Origin of the sequence: Streptomyces sp. NPDC052052, assembly GCF_040680455.1 — a bacterium.
Classification (GTDB): domain Bacteria; phylum Actinomycetota; class Actinomycetes; order Streptomycetales; family Streptomycetaceae; genus Streptomyces.
In genome coordinates, this window is sequence record NZ_JBFAWU010000007.1 from 117,805 (window position 1) to 131,357 (window position 13,553).

Sequence of the window (13,553 nt, forward strand, 5' to 3'; positions counted from 1 at the left end):
GCGAGCCGGACGTGCCGAACCTGATCACACACGTCGCCACCACGGACGCGTCGGTCAACGACTCCAGGATGACTCGGACCATCCAGGCGGACCTGTCCGCCCGCGGCATGCTGCCCGCCATCCACCTGGCCGACGGGAACTACATCGACGGCAGCAACATCCTCGCCGCGCAGAGGATGGGCGTCGAGTTGCTGGGGCCGGTTCAGAGGAACACCACGGTCCAGGCGAAAGGACGGTTCGTCACTGACGCCTTCACCGTCGACTGGGACCGCCGGCAGGTGACCTGTCCCAACGGGGTCACCACAGGTCAGTGGTATCCCCGCACCAACTCCATCGGCATTGAAGTCGTCCGGGTCCGCTTTCGGGCATACCGAGTGCCGCCCCTGCCCCGACCTGCGTGCATGCGTCGGATCAGCCACCGGCGAGCGCCGCGAGATCATGCTGCGGCACCACGACGAACACCACGCGATCCAGCAGAACCGCGCCGCCCAGCAAACCCGTGAATGGCGCGACCGCTACCAGCGGCGCAACGGCATCGAGGCCACCGTCTCCCAGGGAGTTCGAGCCTTCGGCATGCGCCGGTCCCGTTATCGCGGCCAGCCCGAAACACACCTCCAACACCTATTCGCCGCGGCGGCGATGAACCTTTCGCGGCTCGACGCCTGGACCAGCGGCACACCACGAATCGGCACCCGCATCTCCCGTTTCGAAGCCCTGAGGCCCGCCGCCTGACGGCGGCGGGCCTCAAGGAGGGGCCAGGCATAAACCAACAGAGTCGTATGGTCGGCCCCTCTACCCGGAGACCGGGTGTCCGCTCGGCCCGGGCTCGTCGTATCTCCCAGGTCAGCCTCGCTCCAGGTCTCAGCTCTGGTGCCCGATGCTCGCGGTCCTGCTGACCCACTGGGACAGGGTGAGCTGGGTGGTGCGGGCCACGTGGGCCGGAGTGCGCCGGTAGCCTGCCGCCGGGCCGCCTTCGGTCCGGCCGGCCCCGGCCAGGGCATCGCGAAGCAGGGACAGGTGTGCGGGCAGGGCCCGGTACTCGTGCACGTCGCGGTGTGTGGAGCGGGTTGCCAGGTGTCCCACCGTGATCACCTCATCGGTCATGGGGGCTGCGGGAGCGTACTCCTCGGCCGGTCGTTCACTGATCGTGCGGCACATCGTGGTTGCGCTGAGCATGGGAGGTCCTTCCTGGGCTGAGCTGCCGGTCACGGCCACAGGGCCGGGCCCGAGTGTCTGAGGTCGGTGAGGGTGGTGAGCCGCCGGGCCGAGCCACGGCGTCGGGATCGCCGTCAGTTCCACGGCCGGTACGGGGCGCGCCTGAGAGGCGCCCTGTGCCCGGCGGGCCGGGGGTCCGGGAGCCGAAGCGACCGTCGGTGCGGATGAGGGGAGGACTCGATCGTCCGGCCACCGCGGAGCGCGGCGACACCGGCCGTGGTGACAGGAGCGGGCAGGCGTCGGGGAAGTCCGGGGACCGCGGCCCGGCGGGATTCTCCGGCCTGCGTGTCCGTGGTCACCGTGGCGGTGGGCAGTGCGATCGGTGCACGGCGCACGGTGCGCGGTGTGATCGCTGCTGCGTCATGTCGCCGGGTCGGGCAGTGGGTTCCGATCATGGCGGAAACCTCCGTTCGCCCTCCTACCTTCGCCTACGAAGGGCCCCTGGCGCGTCGTCCCCCGGCAGCGATTCCCGGCTACCACGGCTGCGGTATCCGACAGGCCCCACTACGGCCGGTGCCGCACCGGATACGTACCGTGGCGGCTCCCTGCCTCGGTCTGCGAGCGGGCAGCACCGGGCCTGCGATCCGACAGCACTGGGCCCGCTCGGACAGCACCGGCCCGCTCCCTGATCCGGCCCGATCCGGCAGAAAGGCCCGAGGCCTCCCCGCACAATCCCCGGAGCCGCACGCAGCACGCAGGGTTTACGGGACGGTCCTCAGGCCTGTGCGTGCCCTGGTTCCGGCGCGGAGCCGACCAGGCCGCACTGATAGGCGATGACGACGAGCTGGGCCCGGTCACGAGCCGCCAGCTTGGTCATGGCCCGATTGACGTGGGTCTTGGCAGTCAGCGGACTGACCACCAGACGTTCGGCGATCTCGTCGTTCGACAGCCCCAGCGCAACCAGCCCCACGACATCCCGCTCCCGCCGGGTCAGGCACTCCAACCGCTCGGGCACGCCTGCCGGGAGGGAGTCCGGTTGCGCGAGAAAGCGGCTGATCAGTGCGCGGGTCGCCGACGGGGACAGCAGTGCCTCGCCGTCCGCGATGGTGCGGACGGCGTCGAGGAGTTCCTCGGGCCGGGCCCCCTTGCCGAGAAAGCCGCTCGCACCGGCGCGCAGCGCCTCGGCCACGTGCTCGTCGTCCTCGAAGGTGGTCAGGATGAGGACCTTCACGCCCCCGCAGTCGTCGGACTCGTTGATCAGCCGGGTGGCGTCCAAACCGTCCATCTCCGGCATCCGGATGTCCATCAGGACCACGTCCGGGTGTTGCGTCCGCGCCAGGTCCAGTGCTTCCTGCCCGTTGGACGCCTCGCCCACCGTCTCCATGTCGTCCGCGGAGTCGAAGAGCATCCGGAAGGTGCCCCGCAGCAGGGCCTGATCATCGGCAAGCAGTACGCGAATCGTCACGTGCATCCCTCTCCGGTGGTTTGTCCGTCACCAGGCCGGGGCGCAGGGGCAGCTCCGCCGTCACGACGAACCCGCCCTCCGGGCGCACTCCGGCGTACAGCCAGCCTCCGACCGCGGACGCACGCTCCCGCATCCCGATCAGCCCGTGCCCGGTCCCCGGGTGGGTGTGGTCCCCTGCGGTTCGTCCGTCGTCCTCGACCGTGATCGTCAGCCGTTCGGCCCGGTAGTGCAGGCACAGCCGGGCACGGTCGGCACCGGCGTGCTTGTGCACATTGGTCAGGGCCTCCTGGACGATCCGGTAGGCGGCCAGATCGACCGTCGGCGGCAGCGGCTGGACGTCCCCGCGAAGGGACCGGTTCACCTTCAGGCCCGCGCGCTCGAACGACGCGAGCAGCGCCGGTACGCGCTCGAGCCCCGGCATCGGGTCCCGCGGCGCCACCGGATCACCGGACTGACGCAGCAGTCCCACGGTCACACGTAGTTCGTCCAGCGCTGACCGGCTGGTGTCCCGGATGTCCTCCAGGGCGGCCACGATCTGTTCCGGCCGCTGTTCCACCAGATGCACGGCCACGCCCGCCTGGGCATTGATCAAGGCGATGTGGTGCGCGACGATGTCATGCAGCTCGCGTGCGATCCGCACCCGCTCGGCCGCCACCCGTTGCTGCGCCTCCTGCTCACGTGTCCGCTCCGCGTGCTCCGCCCGCTCCTCCACGGCCGCCACATAGGCACGCCGCGAGCGCACCCCGTCGCCGATCGCGGCCGGCAGTGTCGTCCACGCCAGCATCGCCAGATTGTCGGGGGCCAGCCAAGATTCCGGCTCGCGCATCACCGCGGCACCCACCAGGACACAGGCCGAGAACACCCCTGCCATCCAGGTGGCACGCCGGTCGGTCAGGGTGGCCACGGTGTAGAGCGACACCAGGACCGGGCTGATCACCAGGGGACTCTCGCGTATCCCGATCACCTGGAAGGCCACCCCGCAGCCGACCGCGACGGCCAGGACGCCGAGCGGATACCGGCGTCGCCACACCAGGGCGGCGCAACCGATGGCCGCGAGCATCACGACGGGCCACCGCAGGACGAAGTGGCGCTCGTGCCGTACGACCGAGGCAGCCACGACCGACAGCACGAACAGCAGGACCAGGCCCAGTGCTTCCGCCGCACCGATCCTGGCGCGTATCCCCCGTCTCCAACCACTGATCACCGCCATGCCACCACCGTAGGGTCGGCTGCGGCCTCCGGCCTGGCCCGAGCGGGGCGGCAGGCAGCCCGGTCATCGGCCTCGGCCCGTTCGCAGAGCCGTCGGCGGCCGACCTCGATTCCGTGGCCTGCGGTACGCCGTTTCGGGTCCGTCACCGTCGTGCAGGATGCGGTCCGCCCCGGCAGCGGGGCGCCGACCCGCTCCCCGTCAGGTCGCTCCCGGTACGGTGAAGTCAGACGCAGCCTTCACCGGCCCGACAGCCGTCCCGGTGTTCCTCCACAAGCGCACGACGCAAGGACGAGAACGATGGCCGCAACCCCCACCCCACAAGGTCCAGGGCCCGTCCCCAGCCGACCGGACCCGGTGCCGCACGACCCACAACCCCCCGCCGAACCGGTTCCCGACGAGCCGGGCCCCCAGCCGGAGACTGAGCCGGCCCCTGCACCCGGCCCTGCCCCGGCGGAGCCGCCCGACTGACACGGACAGGGGCCCGTTCGCCCGCCCTGCTCCACCACGACGAGGGAGAGGCCATGGCACGAGTGGTGGTCGAGGGCGCCGATATCGTCGTGCGTCTGCGCTGGCGGGAGAAGGCGGCGGCACGTCATCGCAATGTGCGGGTTCCGCTGTCAGCGCTGCGCCAGGTCCGCATAGAGCCCGACTGGTGGCGCGTGCTGCGCGGTGGCCGCGGCCGGGGCACCTGGATTCCCGACCTGCTGTGCGCGGGCATCCGCCCTCTGCAGGGCGGGCAGGACTTCGTGCTGGTGCGGGTCGGCAAGCCGGTGCTCTGCGTGGAACTGCGCCGGGGCGCACCGTACGAGCGCCTGGCGATCTCCGTCCCCGACCCCGAGGAGACGCTGCGCACCCTGCTGCCGTCGGTCCCACAGGATCGCTTGGAATGAACGTGCGCGGGCGGGATCGCTTCGCCGACCTGCGGGGAACCTCTTCGCCGGACGCGGCGCGACCGTGGCCCGCGACGGGCGTTCAGCTCCTGCGGCGGACGGGGGCGAGGCCGTGGTCGGCGAGCGGGCCGACGGTCAGTCCCTCGGCCCGCAGGCCGCTGATCAGCCCCGGCAGCATCGTCAGCGTCGGCCGCCACCGGTCGGTCGCGGTCAGATCGGTGTCGTGCAGGAGGACCGTGCCGCCGCCCCGGAGCCCGCTGAGCACGGTCACCGCCACGCCCTCGGGGGTCGCGTCCTCGGTCCAGTCCCGGCCCCAGGCCGACCACAGCACCGGCCTGAGTCCGGCCCGCAGGGCCGCGGCCCACCGGCCTCCGGTCAGGATCCCGTAAGGCGGCCGGTACCACAGCGGCCGGACGCCCGCGATGCTTCGTACCGCCTCGGCGGCGCGCGCCACTTCGCGCGCGTCCCGCAGTGCGGTGGGAAGCCACGGACGGTCGTGGGTCCATCCGTGCACGGCGAGTTCGTGTCCGCGGCGGGCGATGTCGCGGCCGAGTTCCGGATGACGCAGCAGACGCTCGCCGAGCACGAAGAACGTGGCCCGGGTGGACAGCCGGTCCAGCACCTGGAGGAAGTGCGGGGTGGAGCGCGGATCAGGACCGTCGTCGAAGGTCAGGGCGATGTGTCCCGGGTGCCCGAGACCGGCCAGGGAGGGAAGACACCTGCGCCGCAGGCCCGGCAGCCAGGTGGCCGCTGGGCCGATATGCGCGGTCAGCACCAGCGCCGACATGGCCAGGGGAGCGCGGAGCGCGGCAGGGGCCGTCATGGGTCGGGTGTACATCGGGATTCCGTCCCTCCGTGGTTCTCGGCTATCGGTTGTGTCGGGACCTGCTGCGGCGTGTTGCCGTCCCCGTCGAGTCCCAGTCCCCCGCGACCGCCGGGGAGACCGAGAGGCCCACCGTTCCGGCCGCGATCAGAACGGCTCCGAGCGTGGCCGGCAGCAGATGATCGCCCAGGGCGATGCCTTCATCGAACACCGCACTGCCCAGCACCACACTCACCAGCGCGTCCCCGAGAGTGAGGGCGGGCTGCGAGGCGGCGAGCGTCCCGGCACGCAGGGTGCTCTGGAGCAGCAACAGACTCAGCAGGCCGGCACCGCTCATCGCGTACAGGTACCCCGTGGCGAAGACCTCGGCCGCCCCCTCCGGGATCCGACCCATGACCTCCTTGACCAGGGCGGCCGTACAGGCGAAGGAAATGGCCGTGGCGCAGCCGAGCGCCGCGGCGCGCGCGGCGCCGTCGAGGGCCCGGGCAAGAAGAACCAGCAGGACCACCGCCGCCGCGGCACAGCTGCCGGCGACCGGCCATCTGCCGGCTTGTCCCGTCGCCCCGCCGACCGACGGACCGGCGGCGATCAGGAAGAGCGCCAGCCCCACGGCGAGCATGAGGAACGCCCCCCACGTCCTGCCGTCCGGACGGTGACGGAAGACCACGGTGCCGAGCACCAGCGTGAAGAGGAGTTCGCTCACCATCAGCGGCTGGACCACCGTCAGGCTGCCGACCGCCAGCGCGCTCGCCTGGAGGGCGGCGGACAGTCCGAGCGCCACCGCACCGGCCAGCCAGAAGGGACGGCGTACCAACTGCGCCCATCGGCGTACGGGGTGCCGCACGTCCGGTCCGTGGCCCACCGTCTCGTCCTCGACCTGCTCCATCGCGGCCCGCCGTTGCAGCACGGACGCGGCACCGTTGGCGAGTGCCGCCAGCAGCGCGAGCAGGACGGCCGGAGCGTTCACGACGCCGATCAGCCGAAGCGGGCGGCGAGCCGGTGGTACAGACCGGGAGCCACCGAACGCACACATCCCGGCAGACGCAGCCAGGCGGGGACGAACACCTCGTCGCGGCCGGTGACGACGGCATCCCAGACCGCGTCCGCGACGCGCTCCGGCGGCATGGGCCGGGGCCACGAACGGGTGTACGACATTCCTCGGCGTTCGAAGAAGGGGGTGTCCACCACCCCGGGGACCAGATGGGTGATGCGTACTCCGGTGCCCCGCAGTTCGTAGCGCAGTGCGTCGGCGAACGTGGCGATGGCTGCCTTCGCTGCCGAGTAGACCGCCTCACTGCGCACCCCGGCGGAGCCCGCCACCGAACCGATCAGCACGATGTGCCCGCGCCCCGCCGCGAGCATGTGCGGCAGCAGCAGCCGCACCAGATGGACGACGGACACCAGGTCCACGGTGAGGACCCGGTCGGCGGCACCGGCCGGCATCGCGGGGAAGGAGCCGGCCCAGCCGACCCCGGCCGCTGCCACGAGCAGGTCGACGCCGCCGACGGTGTCGAGGGCTTCCTGGACCAGGTGCTCGGTGCTGTCGGGCGACATCAGGTCGGCGTAGAGGGCTGTGGAGTACGTCGCGGCCGCGACACCGCTCAGCCGCTCGCGGTCACGACCGGTGACCAGGAGCGTCCAGCCTCCCTCGGCCGCGATGCGGCGTGAGACCGCGGCACCGATGCCGGAGGAGGCTCCCGTCACCAGTGCCACACCGGCCCGGGCGTCCGGGCGGTCCGCCGTGTCGCGGCCCGGTACGCCGCGGTGTGCGAGGCCCGGAACACGTGGCATGGCTTCTCCCCTGGGTCAGCACGGTGCGGCGCGGCGTCTCGCGGGATGTGGGACTTCGCGGTGCCCCGCGGTCGGTGGGACTTCGCGTGCCGCGTGGGGTTAGGAGTAGCCCGGGCGGGCGTCGGCAAAACCGTCGGGGCCCAGACCTCACTGCACTGCACCGCGCCGCTCGCACCCGCAGAATGAGGGAGGAAACGCGCTCAGTGCCCTTGCGCCGGATCCTCCGGGTGCTCGCCGAACGAGAGGTGATCATGTGCCTGCCGGTCATGCTGCTGAGCCCCTGGCCTCCGGTCGCCGCCCCGGCCCTGCGGGAGTGTCCCGGCCGCGACGGTCAGGGGCGTCCTGGTCGCCGACCCGCTCGGGGCGGCGCAGCGTGGCCCCCGGAGCCGGTCACGGCCGCCTCCTCTGCCGGCCGGCCGGGGCGTACGTCCGATGAGCCCGGTACCCGGACGCTTTCTGATCCTGAGTGCGGGCATGGGCTCGGGCCACGACGCGGTGGCGGCGGAAGTGGCCCGCCGGCTGGAGGCCGGCGGAGGACGGACGACGACGGTCGATGTCCTTGATCTGCTGCCCCCCGGCCTCGGAGGTGAGCTGCGTTCCTTCTACCGGTCGGTGATCTGTCGCATGCCGGTCGTCTACGCCGGGCTGTATGCGGCGTTCTTCCGTGCCGGAAGCGGCCCCCGCCCCGGCAGTACCCCGCTGGCCGCGCTCGCGCGGCGGCGGCTGCTGAGGCTCGTCGAACTCCAACGGCCGGACGTGGTCGTCCCCGTCTTCCATCTCGCCGCCCAGCTCACCGGCGGACTCCGGGCGCGCGGCGCACTCGCGGTGCCGACTGCTGTCGTCATCACCGATTTCGCTGTTCACCGCCAATGGCTGCATCGGGGCAACGACCTCCATCTCTGTCTCACGCCCGATCTCGCCCATCAGGTCCGGCAAGCGGTCCGGCGCCCGGCCGTGGCCTCCGGCGCTCTGGTGGCACCCCGGTTCCGTGCTCAGGCGCCGCCCGCGTCCGACGGGCAACGGCGGCTCGACTCCCCGGACCGTCCACCGGTGCTGATCTCCACGGGGGCCTGGGGGGCCGGCGCCCGGCTGGGGCAGACCACACGACTGGTGGCCTCGGCGGGCTACCGGCCCGTGGTGCTCTGCGGCACGAACACGCGCCTGCGCCGGGACCTGTCGCGCATCGCCCAAGCCGATGTCATGGGCTGGGTCGAGGACATGCCGGGGCTCATGCGGGCCTCCCGTGCGCTCATCGACAACGCGGCAGGTCAGACGGCGCTCGAAGCGATGGCCGCCGGAGTACCGGTGATCGGTTACCGGCCCATTCCGGGGCACGGTGCGGCGGGCGCCCGGCAGATGGCGGAGCACGGTTTCAGTGACTTCGCACCGGACCCGTGGACGTTGATCCGGGCCCTGGACCGGCTGACCGCTCCGGGCCCGTTGCGCGAGCAGCGCATCACCGCGGCCCGTGCCCTGTTCTCCGGTCCGGGTGTGCGTCCTCTGGAGGCGCTGGTCCACGCGGACTGAGCGGTCCGTCCGAGGAAGCAGCGGCCCTCTTCCCGGCAACGGAACAGGCCCCGGAGTGCGGACCCGGGCACGGCGAAGAGCGGCCGCACACCGGGCAGTTTGCCTCGCGGCGCCGTACGGGACGACCCTGGAGGAAGGTACCGCCCGGGCCCGGAGACGCGGCATCGGGCAGTGCATCCGAAGGACGACGGAAGGCGCCGGCCGTGGACGGTCGGGAACCGGCGGGCGAACAGCCCGGCGCACGTGGCCACCGGACCGTGCCGCACACCGCGGACCTGCGGGTGGAGGCATGGGCGCCGACGGTCGAGGGCTGTATCGGCGAGGCCGTGCGCGCGGTGGTGGAAGGCTTCGCCGACACGTCGAGGGCCGCAACGGTCGGGGACCGCGTCTGCACGGTGACGGCGGGGGCCGACGTGGATCTGCTGGTGTCCGTCCTGGAGGAGGTCGTCTACCGGATGGACGCCGACGGTGAGATCCCGCTCGCCGTGGAGCCGGGAGCGATCCGGCCGGCCGCGCACGGCCGGAGGCTGTCGGTCCGCTTCCGCATGGCCGACGCGGGCGCCGCGGAGGCCATCGGTGCGGTGCCGAAGGCCGTTTCGCTGCACGGCCTCCGGCTGGGGCGCGGCCCCGGCGGCTGGACCTGTGGGGTGACCCTCGACGTCTGAGTGCGGGCACGGAAGGGAAGGATCATGGCGCTCACGCTGGCACTGGCGGGCGACACCATGCTCGGGCGCGGGGTGGCCGAGGCGCTGCGCCGCTCACCGGTGCCGGGCACGCTGTTCTCCCCGGGCATCAGGAAGGCCCTCGCGGAGGCGGATCTGTTCGTGCTCAACCTGGAGTGCTGCGTCTCCGACCGCGGACGCCGCTGGTCCGATCCGTGGAAGGCCTTCTTCTTCCGCGCTCCCCCGGCCGCCGCGGAGGTCCTGGCCGGTCTGGGGGCGGACTGTGTGACGCTCGCCAACAACCACGCACTGGACTACGGGTTCGATGCCCTGGCCGACACCCGCACCCTGCTGGCCGCGGCGGGTGTCCGCTCGGTCGGGGCCGGGGCGGACGCGGGCGCGGCCCGGGAGTTCGCGGTGCTGGAGGCGGGTGGTGTGCGGCTGGCGGTGCTGGGCGTCACGGACCACCCGGAGGACTACGCGGCCGGGGCCCACACCCCTGGGGTGGCCTGGGCCGACCTTCATGCGGGGGTGCCCGGCTGGCTGACGGACGCGGTGGGTCGGGCCGCTGCCGCGGCGGATGTCGTGCTGGTCACCGCCCACTGGGGGCCGAACATGACCTCCCGGCCGCCGCGCCATGTCGCGGCTGCTGCCCCGGAGCTGCTGGCGGCCGGAGCGACCCTGGTCGCGGGGCACTCCGCCCATGTCTTCCACGGGATCGCCGACCGGATCCTCTACGACCTGGGCGACTTCGTCGACGACTACGCCGTCGACCCGGTCCTGCGCAACGATCTCGGTCTCCTCTTCCTGGTGACCCTGGACGGCCCGGATGCCGCGCACCTGGTTCCCGCACGGGTGGAGGCGCTGCCGCTGGCACTGGACTTCTGCCACACCCGTCTGGCGGACGGCGCGGCACGGGAGTGGATCCGCGAACGGCTCACCACCGCCTGCGCCGAGTTCGGCACCACCGTCGCCGACCGGAAGGGGCGGCTGACGGTCGACTGGAGGTGAGGGACGTGGAGATCGCACTGGTGGAGAGCAGCCCGTACCGCTTCCGGATCGAGCGGCGGGACCCGATGCGCGTACCCGGGACGGTGTTCGCCTCGCGCGCGCTGCTGCCTGAGGCGGCCGGGGACAAGGCCCTGGAACAGGTGGCGAACGTGGCGACGCTTCCCGGCATCGTCCGCGCCTCCTTCGCCATGCCGGACGTCCACTGGGGTTACGGCTTCCCGATCGGCGGGGTGGCGGCCACCGACATCGCGCACGGCGGAGTCATCTCGCCCGGCGGTGTCGGGTTCGACATCTCCTGCGGTGTGCGGCTGCTGGCCGCCGGGATCGACAGGGAGGCGCTCGACCACGACCGGATGCGCCGGCTCATGGACATCCTCGACCGGACCATCCCGCGCGGGATGGGGCGTGGCGGCCTGTGGAAGCTGTCGGGGGCCGGGGAGATGGACGAGCTGCTGGTCGGCGGCGCCCGGTACGCGGTCGAGAGCGGCCACGGTGTGCCGCGTGACCTGACCCGCTGCGAGGACTACGGCGCCCTGGACGGCGCGGCTCCGGGGCAGGTGAGCAAGCGTGCCGTCGAGCGCGGCCTGCACCAGGTGGGAAGCCTCGGTTCGGGCAACCATTTCCTGGAGGTCCAGGCGGTGGACCGGATCTACGACGGCACCACCGCGGCCGCCTTCGGGCTGCGGGCGGGCCAGGTGTGCGTCATGATTCACTGCGGTTCGCGCGGCCTGGGACACCAGGTGTGCACCGACCACGTGCACGTGATGGACCAGGAACTCCACCGGCACCACATCCAGCTCCCGGACCGGCAGCTGGCCTGCACACCGGTAGATTCGCCGCGGGGCCGCGCCTATCTGGGGGCGATGGCCGCCGCTGCCAACTACGGCCGGGCCAACCGCCAACTGCTGGCCGAGGCCGCCCGCCGTGCCTTCGCGACGGCTGCCGGAGCCGGTCTGGAGCTGGTCTACGACATCTCGCACAACACCGCGAAGCTGGAGACCCACGAGGTGGACGGGGTGGCGCTTCGGCTCTGCGTCCACCGCAAGGGCGCGACACGGGCGCTGCCGCCCGGCGACCCGGACCTGCCCGACGACCTCGTCCGGGCGGGGCAGCCGGTCCTGGTGCCCGGCACGATGGGCACCGCCTCGTACGTGATGGTCGGCCTGCCGGACAACGACGCCTTCCACTCCGCCTGCCACGGGGCCGGCCGGGTCTGGAGCCGTCACCACGCGCTGCGCATGGTCCGCGGGGAGCGGCTGCGGGGCGAGCTGGAGGCGCGGGGCATCGCCGTACGCCCTTCCTCGTGGCGCGGTCTCGCCGAGGAGGCTCCGGAGGCGTACAAGGACGTCGACGCGGTCGCCGCCGTCACCGAGGGCGCCGGTCTCGCCCGTCTGGTCGCCCGGCTGGTTCCGCTGGGTGTCGTCAAGGGATGAGGCGGTACGGAGGATGAAAGTGGACGGGCTGTGCCGAGCCGCGGTGGTTCATTGGTCCGGCGTTCGCACTCGGGTGGAACGCGAGTAGCGTGGAATTCGGGTACGGAGCCGGTCCGGTGGGAGAGCCGGGAAGCCTGCCGAGGCGACGGCAGCCGGTCGTCGTGGCCCCTTGCCCGATGCCGAGCGGAAGGCCCGGCTCCTTCAGGGACTTCCGGCGGTGGCGACAGGAACGCAGCAGGTTCAAGAGCTGCGGGAGGAGCAGGCATGGCGGCCACCGAAGTCGTGGTGCGTGCCGGACCGGTACGGCTCCACGGGACGCTGTCCGTCCGCGAAGGGGCCACGGGCATCGTGGTGTTCGCCCACGGCAGCGGCAGCAGTCGGCACAGCCCGCGCAACCGCTCCGTCGCGGACTCGCTCAACGAAGCGGGCCTGGCCACGCTGCTGTTCGACCTCCTCACCGCGGAGGAGGAACTCGACCGCAGCCTCGTTTTCGACGCCCCCCTGCTGGCCCGTCGACTGTGCGACGCCACCGGCTGGTTGCTCGGTCAGCCCGGCACCCAGGGCCTCGCGGTCGGCTACTTCGGCGCGAGTACCGGCGCCGCCGCCGCGTTGTGGGCGGCCGCGGAACCGGACTCCCCGGCGATGGCGGTCGTCTCCCGGGGCGGCAGGCCCGATCTGGCCGGGACCCGTCTGTCGGCAGTGACCGCGCCCACGCTGCTCATCGTCGGAGGGAACGACGAGGTCGTGCTGGACCTCAACCGTGGTGCCCAGGCACGGTTGAGGTGCGAGAACCGGCTGGCCGTGGTGCCCGGAGCAACCCATCTGTTCGAGGAACCAGGTGCTCTGGCGGAGGTGGCGCGGCTGGCCACGGAGTGGTTCCTGCAGCACCTGGGGCCCGGGACGGGGACCGGGGGCTGAACTCCGGCCGACCGCACGGACGGGCTCGCGGGCACTGACCGACGCGCTACGAGGTGCTTCGCGATGCGGGACACGGCCATCTATGCAACGCGCTTGTCTACGCGCATCATTGAGATGCTTCGCCCGCACATCCGTCCTCGGCCGCACGACGGGCTTCCCCGCTTCACACACGTTCGCCGTCGGCCGGGTCCATCTTTGTCATGCCCTCGTCACACCCCCACACGAAAGGCAACACGATGGCTTGCGGATCAACCAGCCTGTGGGCTGGCGAAACCAGTTGGTTCTGCTGCGGCAACTCCTGGGGGCCGTGCTCCAGCACCGGCGGCGGCGCCTGCGGCACCTGCCAGTCCGGCTCGAACCACGGCGCGTGGCCCAACGCCTCGCAGGCGTGCTGGGACATCACCCGGCCCGACCTCTGCGGCGAGAACATCCCCAGACGCGGCTGCGGCTCGGTGATGAACGTCAAGCACCAGTGCTCGGGCGCGACCGTGTGCATCACGATCACCGACTGCGGCCCGCGCACCAAGTCGTGGTGCGGTGAGGCGACTTGCTGTAACGGCACCTGCCGCACCAACCGGGTCCTCGACCTGACCCCGGCCGCCTTCTCGGCGATCGGCAACCTGAGCTCCGGCATGCTTCCGGTCTACATCTACGAGTGAGGAGGACCG

The 13,553-nt window shown here is 72.2% G+C and carries 14 protein-coding genes and 2 pseudogenes; 9 read left to right on the forward strand and 7 right to left on the reverse strand.

Features of this window, described 5'->3' with window-relative positions:
* Positions 1-68 precede the first annotated feature (68 nt).
* A pseudogene (locus AB0L71_RS10785) lies at positions 69-239 on the forward strand (hypothetical protein); the annotation flags it as partial.
* 100 nt (positions 240-339) lie between these two features.
* Positions 340-732, forward strand: coding sequence for a transposase (locus AB0L71_RS10790; RefSeq protein ID WP_365240593.1), 393 nt, complete (start codon positions 340-342; stop codon positions 730-732).
* A gap of 129 nt (positions 733-861) precedes the next feature.
* On the opposite strand, the gene AB0L71_RS10795 is transcribed toward AB0L71_RS10790, so the two are convergent.
* The 3 genes from AB0L71_RS10795 to AB0L71_RS10805 form a co-directional block, all read right to left on the reverse strand.
* Entirely contained in the window at positions 862-1,176 is a 315-nt protein-coding gene (locus AB0L71_RS10795; RefSeq protein WP_365240595.1) for a hypothetical protein, read from the reverse strand.
* 754 nt (positions 1,177-1,930) lie between these two features.
* The gene (locus AB0L71_RS10800; protein WP_365240598.1) at positions 1,931-2,620 is read right to left on the reverse strand and encodes a response regulator transcription factor; all 690 of its coding nucleotides are present in this window, start codon (positions 2,618-2,620) and stop codon (positions 1,931-1,933) included.
* On the reverse strand, positions 2,592-3,830 hold the full coding sequence (locus AB0L71_RS10805) for a sensor histidine kinase (RefSeq protein ID WP_365240600.1): 1,239 nt from the start codon (positions 3,828-3,830) through the stop codon (positions 2,592-2,594). The genes AB0L71_RS10800 and AB0L71_RS10805 overlap by 29 nt, the downstream gene beginning before the upstream one ends.
* A gap of 521 nt (positions 3,831-4,351) precedes the next feature.
* On the opposite strand from AB0L71_RS10805, the gene AB0L71_RS10810 reads away from it, so the two are divergent.
* On the forward strand, positions 4,352-4,720 hold the full coding sequence (locus AB0L71_RS10810; protein ID WP_365240602.1) for a hypothetical protein: 369 nt from the start codon (positions 4,352-4,354) through the stop codon (positions 4,718-4,720).
* Between the two features lie 82 nt (positions 4,721-4,802).
* Here AB0L71_RS10810 and AB0L71_RS10815 read toward each other — a convergent pair whose 3' ends face one another.
* Genes AB0L71_RS10815 through AB0L71_RS10825 form a run of 3 tightly spaced genes read right to left on the reverse strand, consistent with a single transcriptional unit; the run spans position 4,803 to position 7,334 of the window.
* Positions 4,803-5,543 (reverse strand): polysaccharide deacetylase family protein, encoded by a 741-nt coding sequence (locus AB0L71_RS10815; RefSeq protein WP_365240605.1) that lies wholly within the window; start codon positions 5,541-5,543, stop codon positions 4,803-4,805.
* Between the two features lie 43 nt (positions 5,544-5,586).
* Complete coding sequence (locus AB0L71_RS10820; protein ID WP_365240607.1) at positions 5,587-6,510, reverse strand: DMT family transporter; 924 nt, start codon at positions 6,508-6,510, stop codon at positions 5,587-5,589.
* Positions 6,511-6,518: 8 nt separating this feature from the next.
* The gene (locus AB0L71_RS10825) at positions 6,519-7,334 is read right to left on the reverse strand and encodes an SDR family NAD(P)-dependent oxidoreductase (RefSeq protein WP_365240608.1); all 816 of its coding nucleotides are present in this window, start codon (positions 7,332-7,334) and stop codon (positions 6,519-6,521) included.
* Between the two features lie 432 nt (positions 7,335-7,766).
* On the opposite strand from AB0L71_RS10825, the gene AB0L71_RS10830 reads away from it, so the two are divergent.
* The 5 genes and pseudogenes from AB0L71_RS10830 to AB0L71_RS10850 form a co-directional block, all read left to right on the forward strand.
* Positions 7,767-8,861: a galactosyldiacylglycerol synthase gene (locus AB0L71_RS10830; protein WP_365240609.1), complete on the forward strand. Its 1,095-nt coding sequence runs from the start codon at positions 7,767-7,769 to the stop codon at positions 8,859-8,861.
* 203 nt (positions 8,862-9,064) lie between these two features.
* Positions 9,065-9,526 carry an archease gene (locus AB0L71_RS10835; protein ID WP_365240611.1) on the forward strand — a complete coding sequence of 154 codons (462 nt, stop codon included), beginning with the start codon at positions 9,065-9,067 and terminating at the stop codon, positions 9,524-9,526.
* A gap of 24 nt (positions 9,527-9,550) precedes the next feature.
* Positions 9,551-10,534, forward strand: a complete 984-nt coding sequence (locus tag AB0L71_RS10840; protein ID WP_365240613.1) for a CapA family protein — start codon at positions 9,551-9,553, stop codon at positions 10,532-10,534.
* A gap of 5 nt (positions 10,535-10,539) precedes the next feature.
* A complete protein-coding gene (locus AB0L71_RS10845; RefSeq protein WP_365240615.1) occupies positions 10,540-11,967 on the forward strand; it encodes an RtcB family protein in 1,428 nt (475 codons plus the stop codon).
* Between the two features lie 276 nt (positions 11,968-12,243).
* Positions 12,244-12,885: pseudogene (locus tag AB0L71_RS10850) on the forward strand (phosphoribosyltransferase); the annotation flags it as partial.
* 163 nt (positions 12,886-13,048) lie between these two features.
* On the opposite strand, the gene AB0L71_RS10855 reads toward AB0L71_RS10850, so the two are convergent.
* On the reverse strand, positions 13,049-13,351 hold the full coding sequence (locus tag AB0L71_RS10855; RefSeq protein WP_365240618.1) for a hypothetical protein: 303 nt from the start codon (positions 13,349-13,351) through the stop codon (positions 13,049-13,051).
* Between AB0L71_RS10855 and AB0L71_RS10860 the strand changes: the two genes are divergently transcribed.
* Complete coding sequence (locus tag AB0L71_RS10860) at positions 13,341-13,544, forward strand: RlpA-like double-psi beta-barrel domain-containing protein (RefSeq protein ID WP_365240620.1); 204 nt, start codon at positions 13,341-13,343, stop codon at positions 13,542-13,544. The two genes, AB0L71_RS10855 and AB0L71_RS10860, sit on opposite strands and share 11 nt — an antisense overlap.
* The last annotated feature ends 9 nt before the right edge of the window (positions 13,545-13,553 follow it).

Excerpts from the sequence above, each read along its gene's own strand:
- AB0L71_RS10805 (WP_365240600.1), bottom strand. The coding sequence starts at position 3,830 with ATGGCGGTGATCAGTGGTTGGAGACGGGGGATACGCGCCAGGATCGGT.
- AB0L71_RS10795 (WP_365240595.1), bottom strand. The coding sequence starts at position 1,176 with ATGCTCAGCGCAACCACGATGTGCCGCACGATCAGTGAACGACCGGCC.
- AB0L71_RS10840 (WP_365240613.1), top strand. The coding sequence starts at position 9,551 with ATGGCGCTCACGCTGGCACTGGCGGGCGACACCATGCTCGGGCGCGGG.
- AB0L71_RS10810 (WP_365240602.1), top strand. The coding sequence starts at position 4,352 with ATGGCACGAGTGGTGGTCGAGGGCGCCGATATCGTCGTGCGTCTGCGC.
- AB0L71_RS10830 (WP_365240609.1), top strand. The coding sequence starts at position 7,767 with ATGAGCCCGGTACCCGGACGCTTTCTGATCCTGAGTGCGGGCATGGGC.
- AB0L71_RS10825 (WP_365240608.1), bottom strand. The coding sequence starts at position 7,334 with ATGCCACGTGTTCCGGGCCTCGCACACCGCGGCGTACCGGGCCGCGAC.
- AB0L71_RS10815 (WP_365240605.1), bottom strand. The coding sequence starts at position 5,543 with ATGACGGCCCCTGCCGCGCTCCGCGCTCCCCTGGCCATGTCGGCGCTG.
- AB0L71_RS10860 (WP_365240620.1), top strand. The coding sequence starts at position 13,341 with ATGAACGTCAAGCACCAGTGCTCGGGCGCGACCGTGTGCATCACGATC.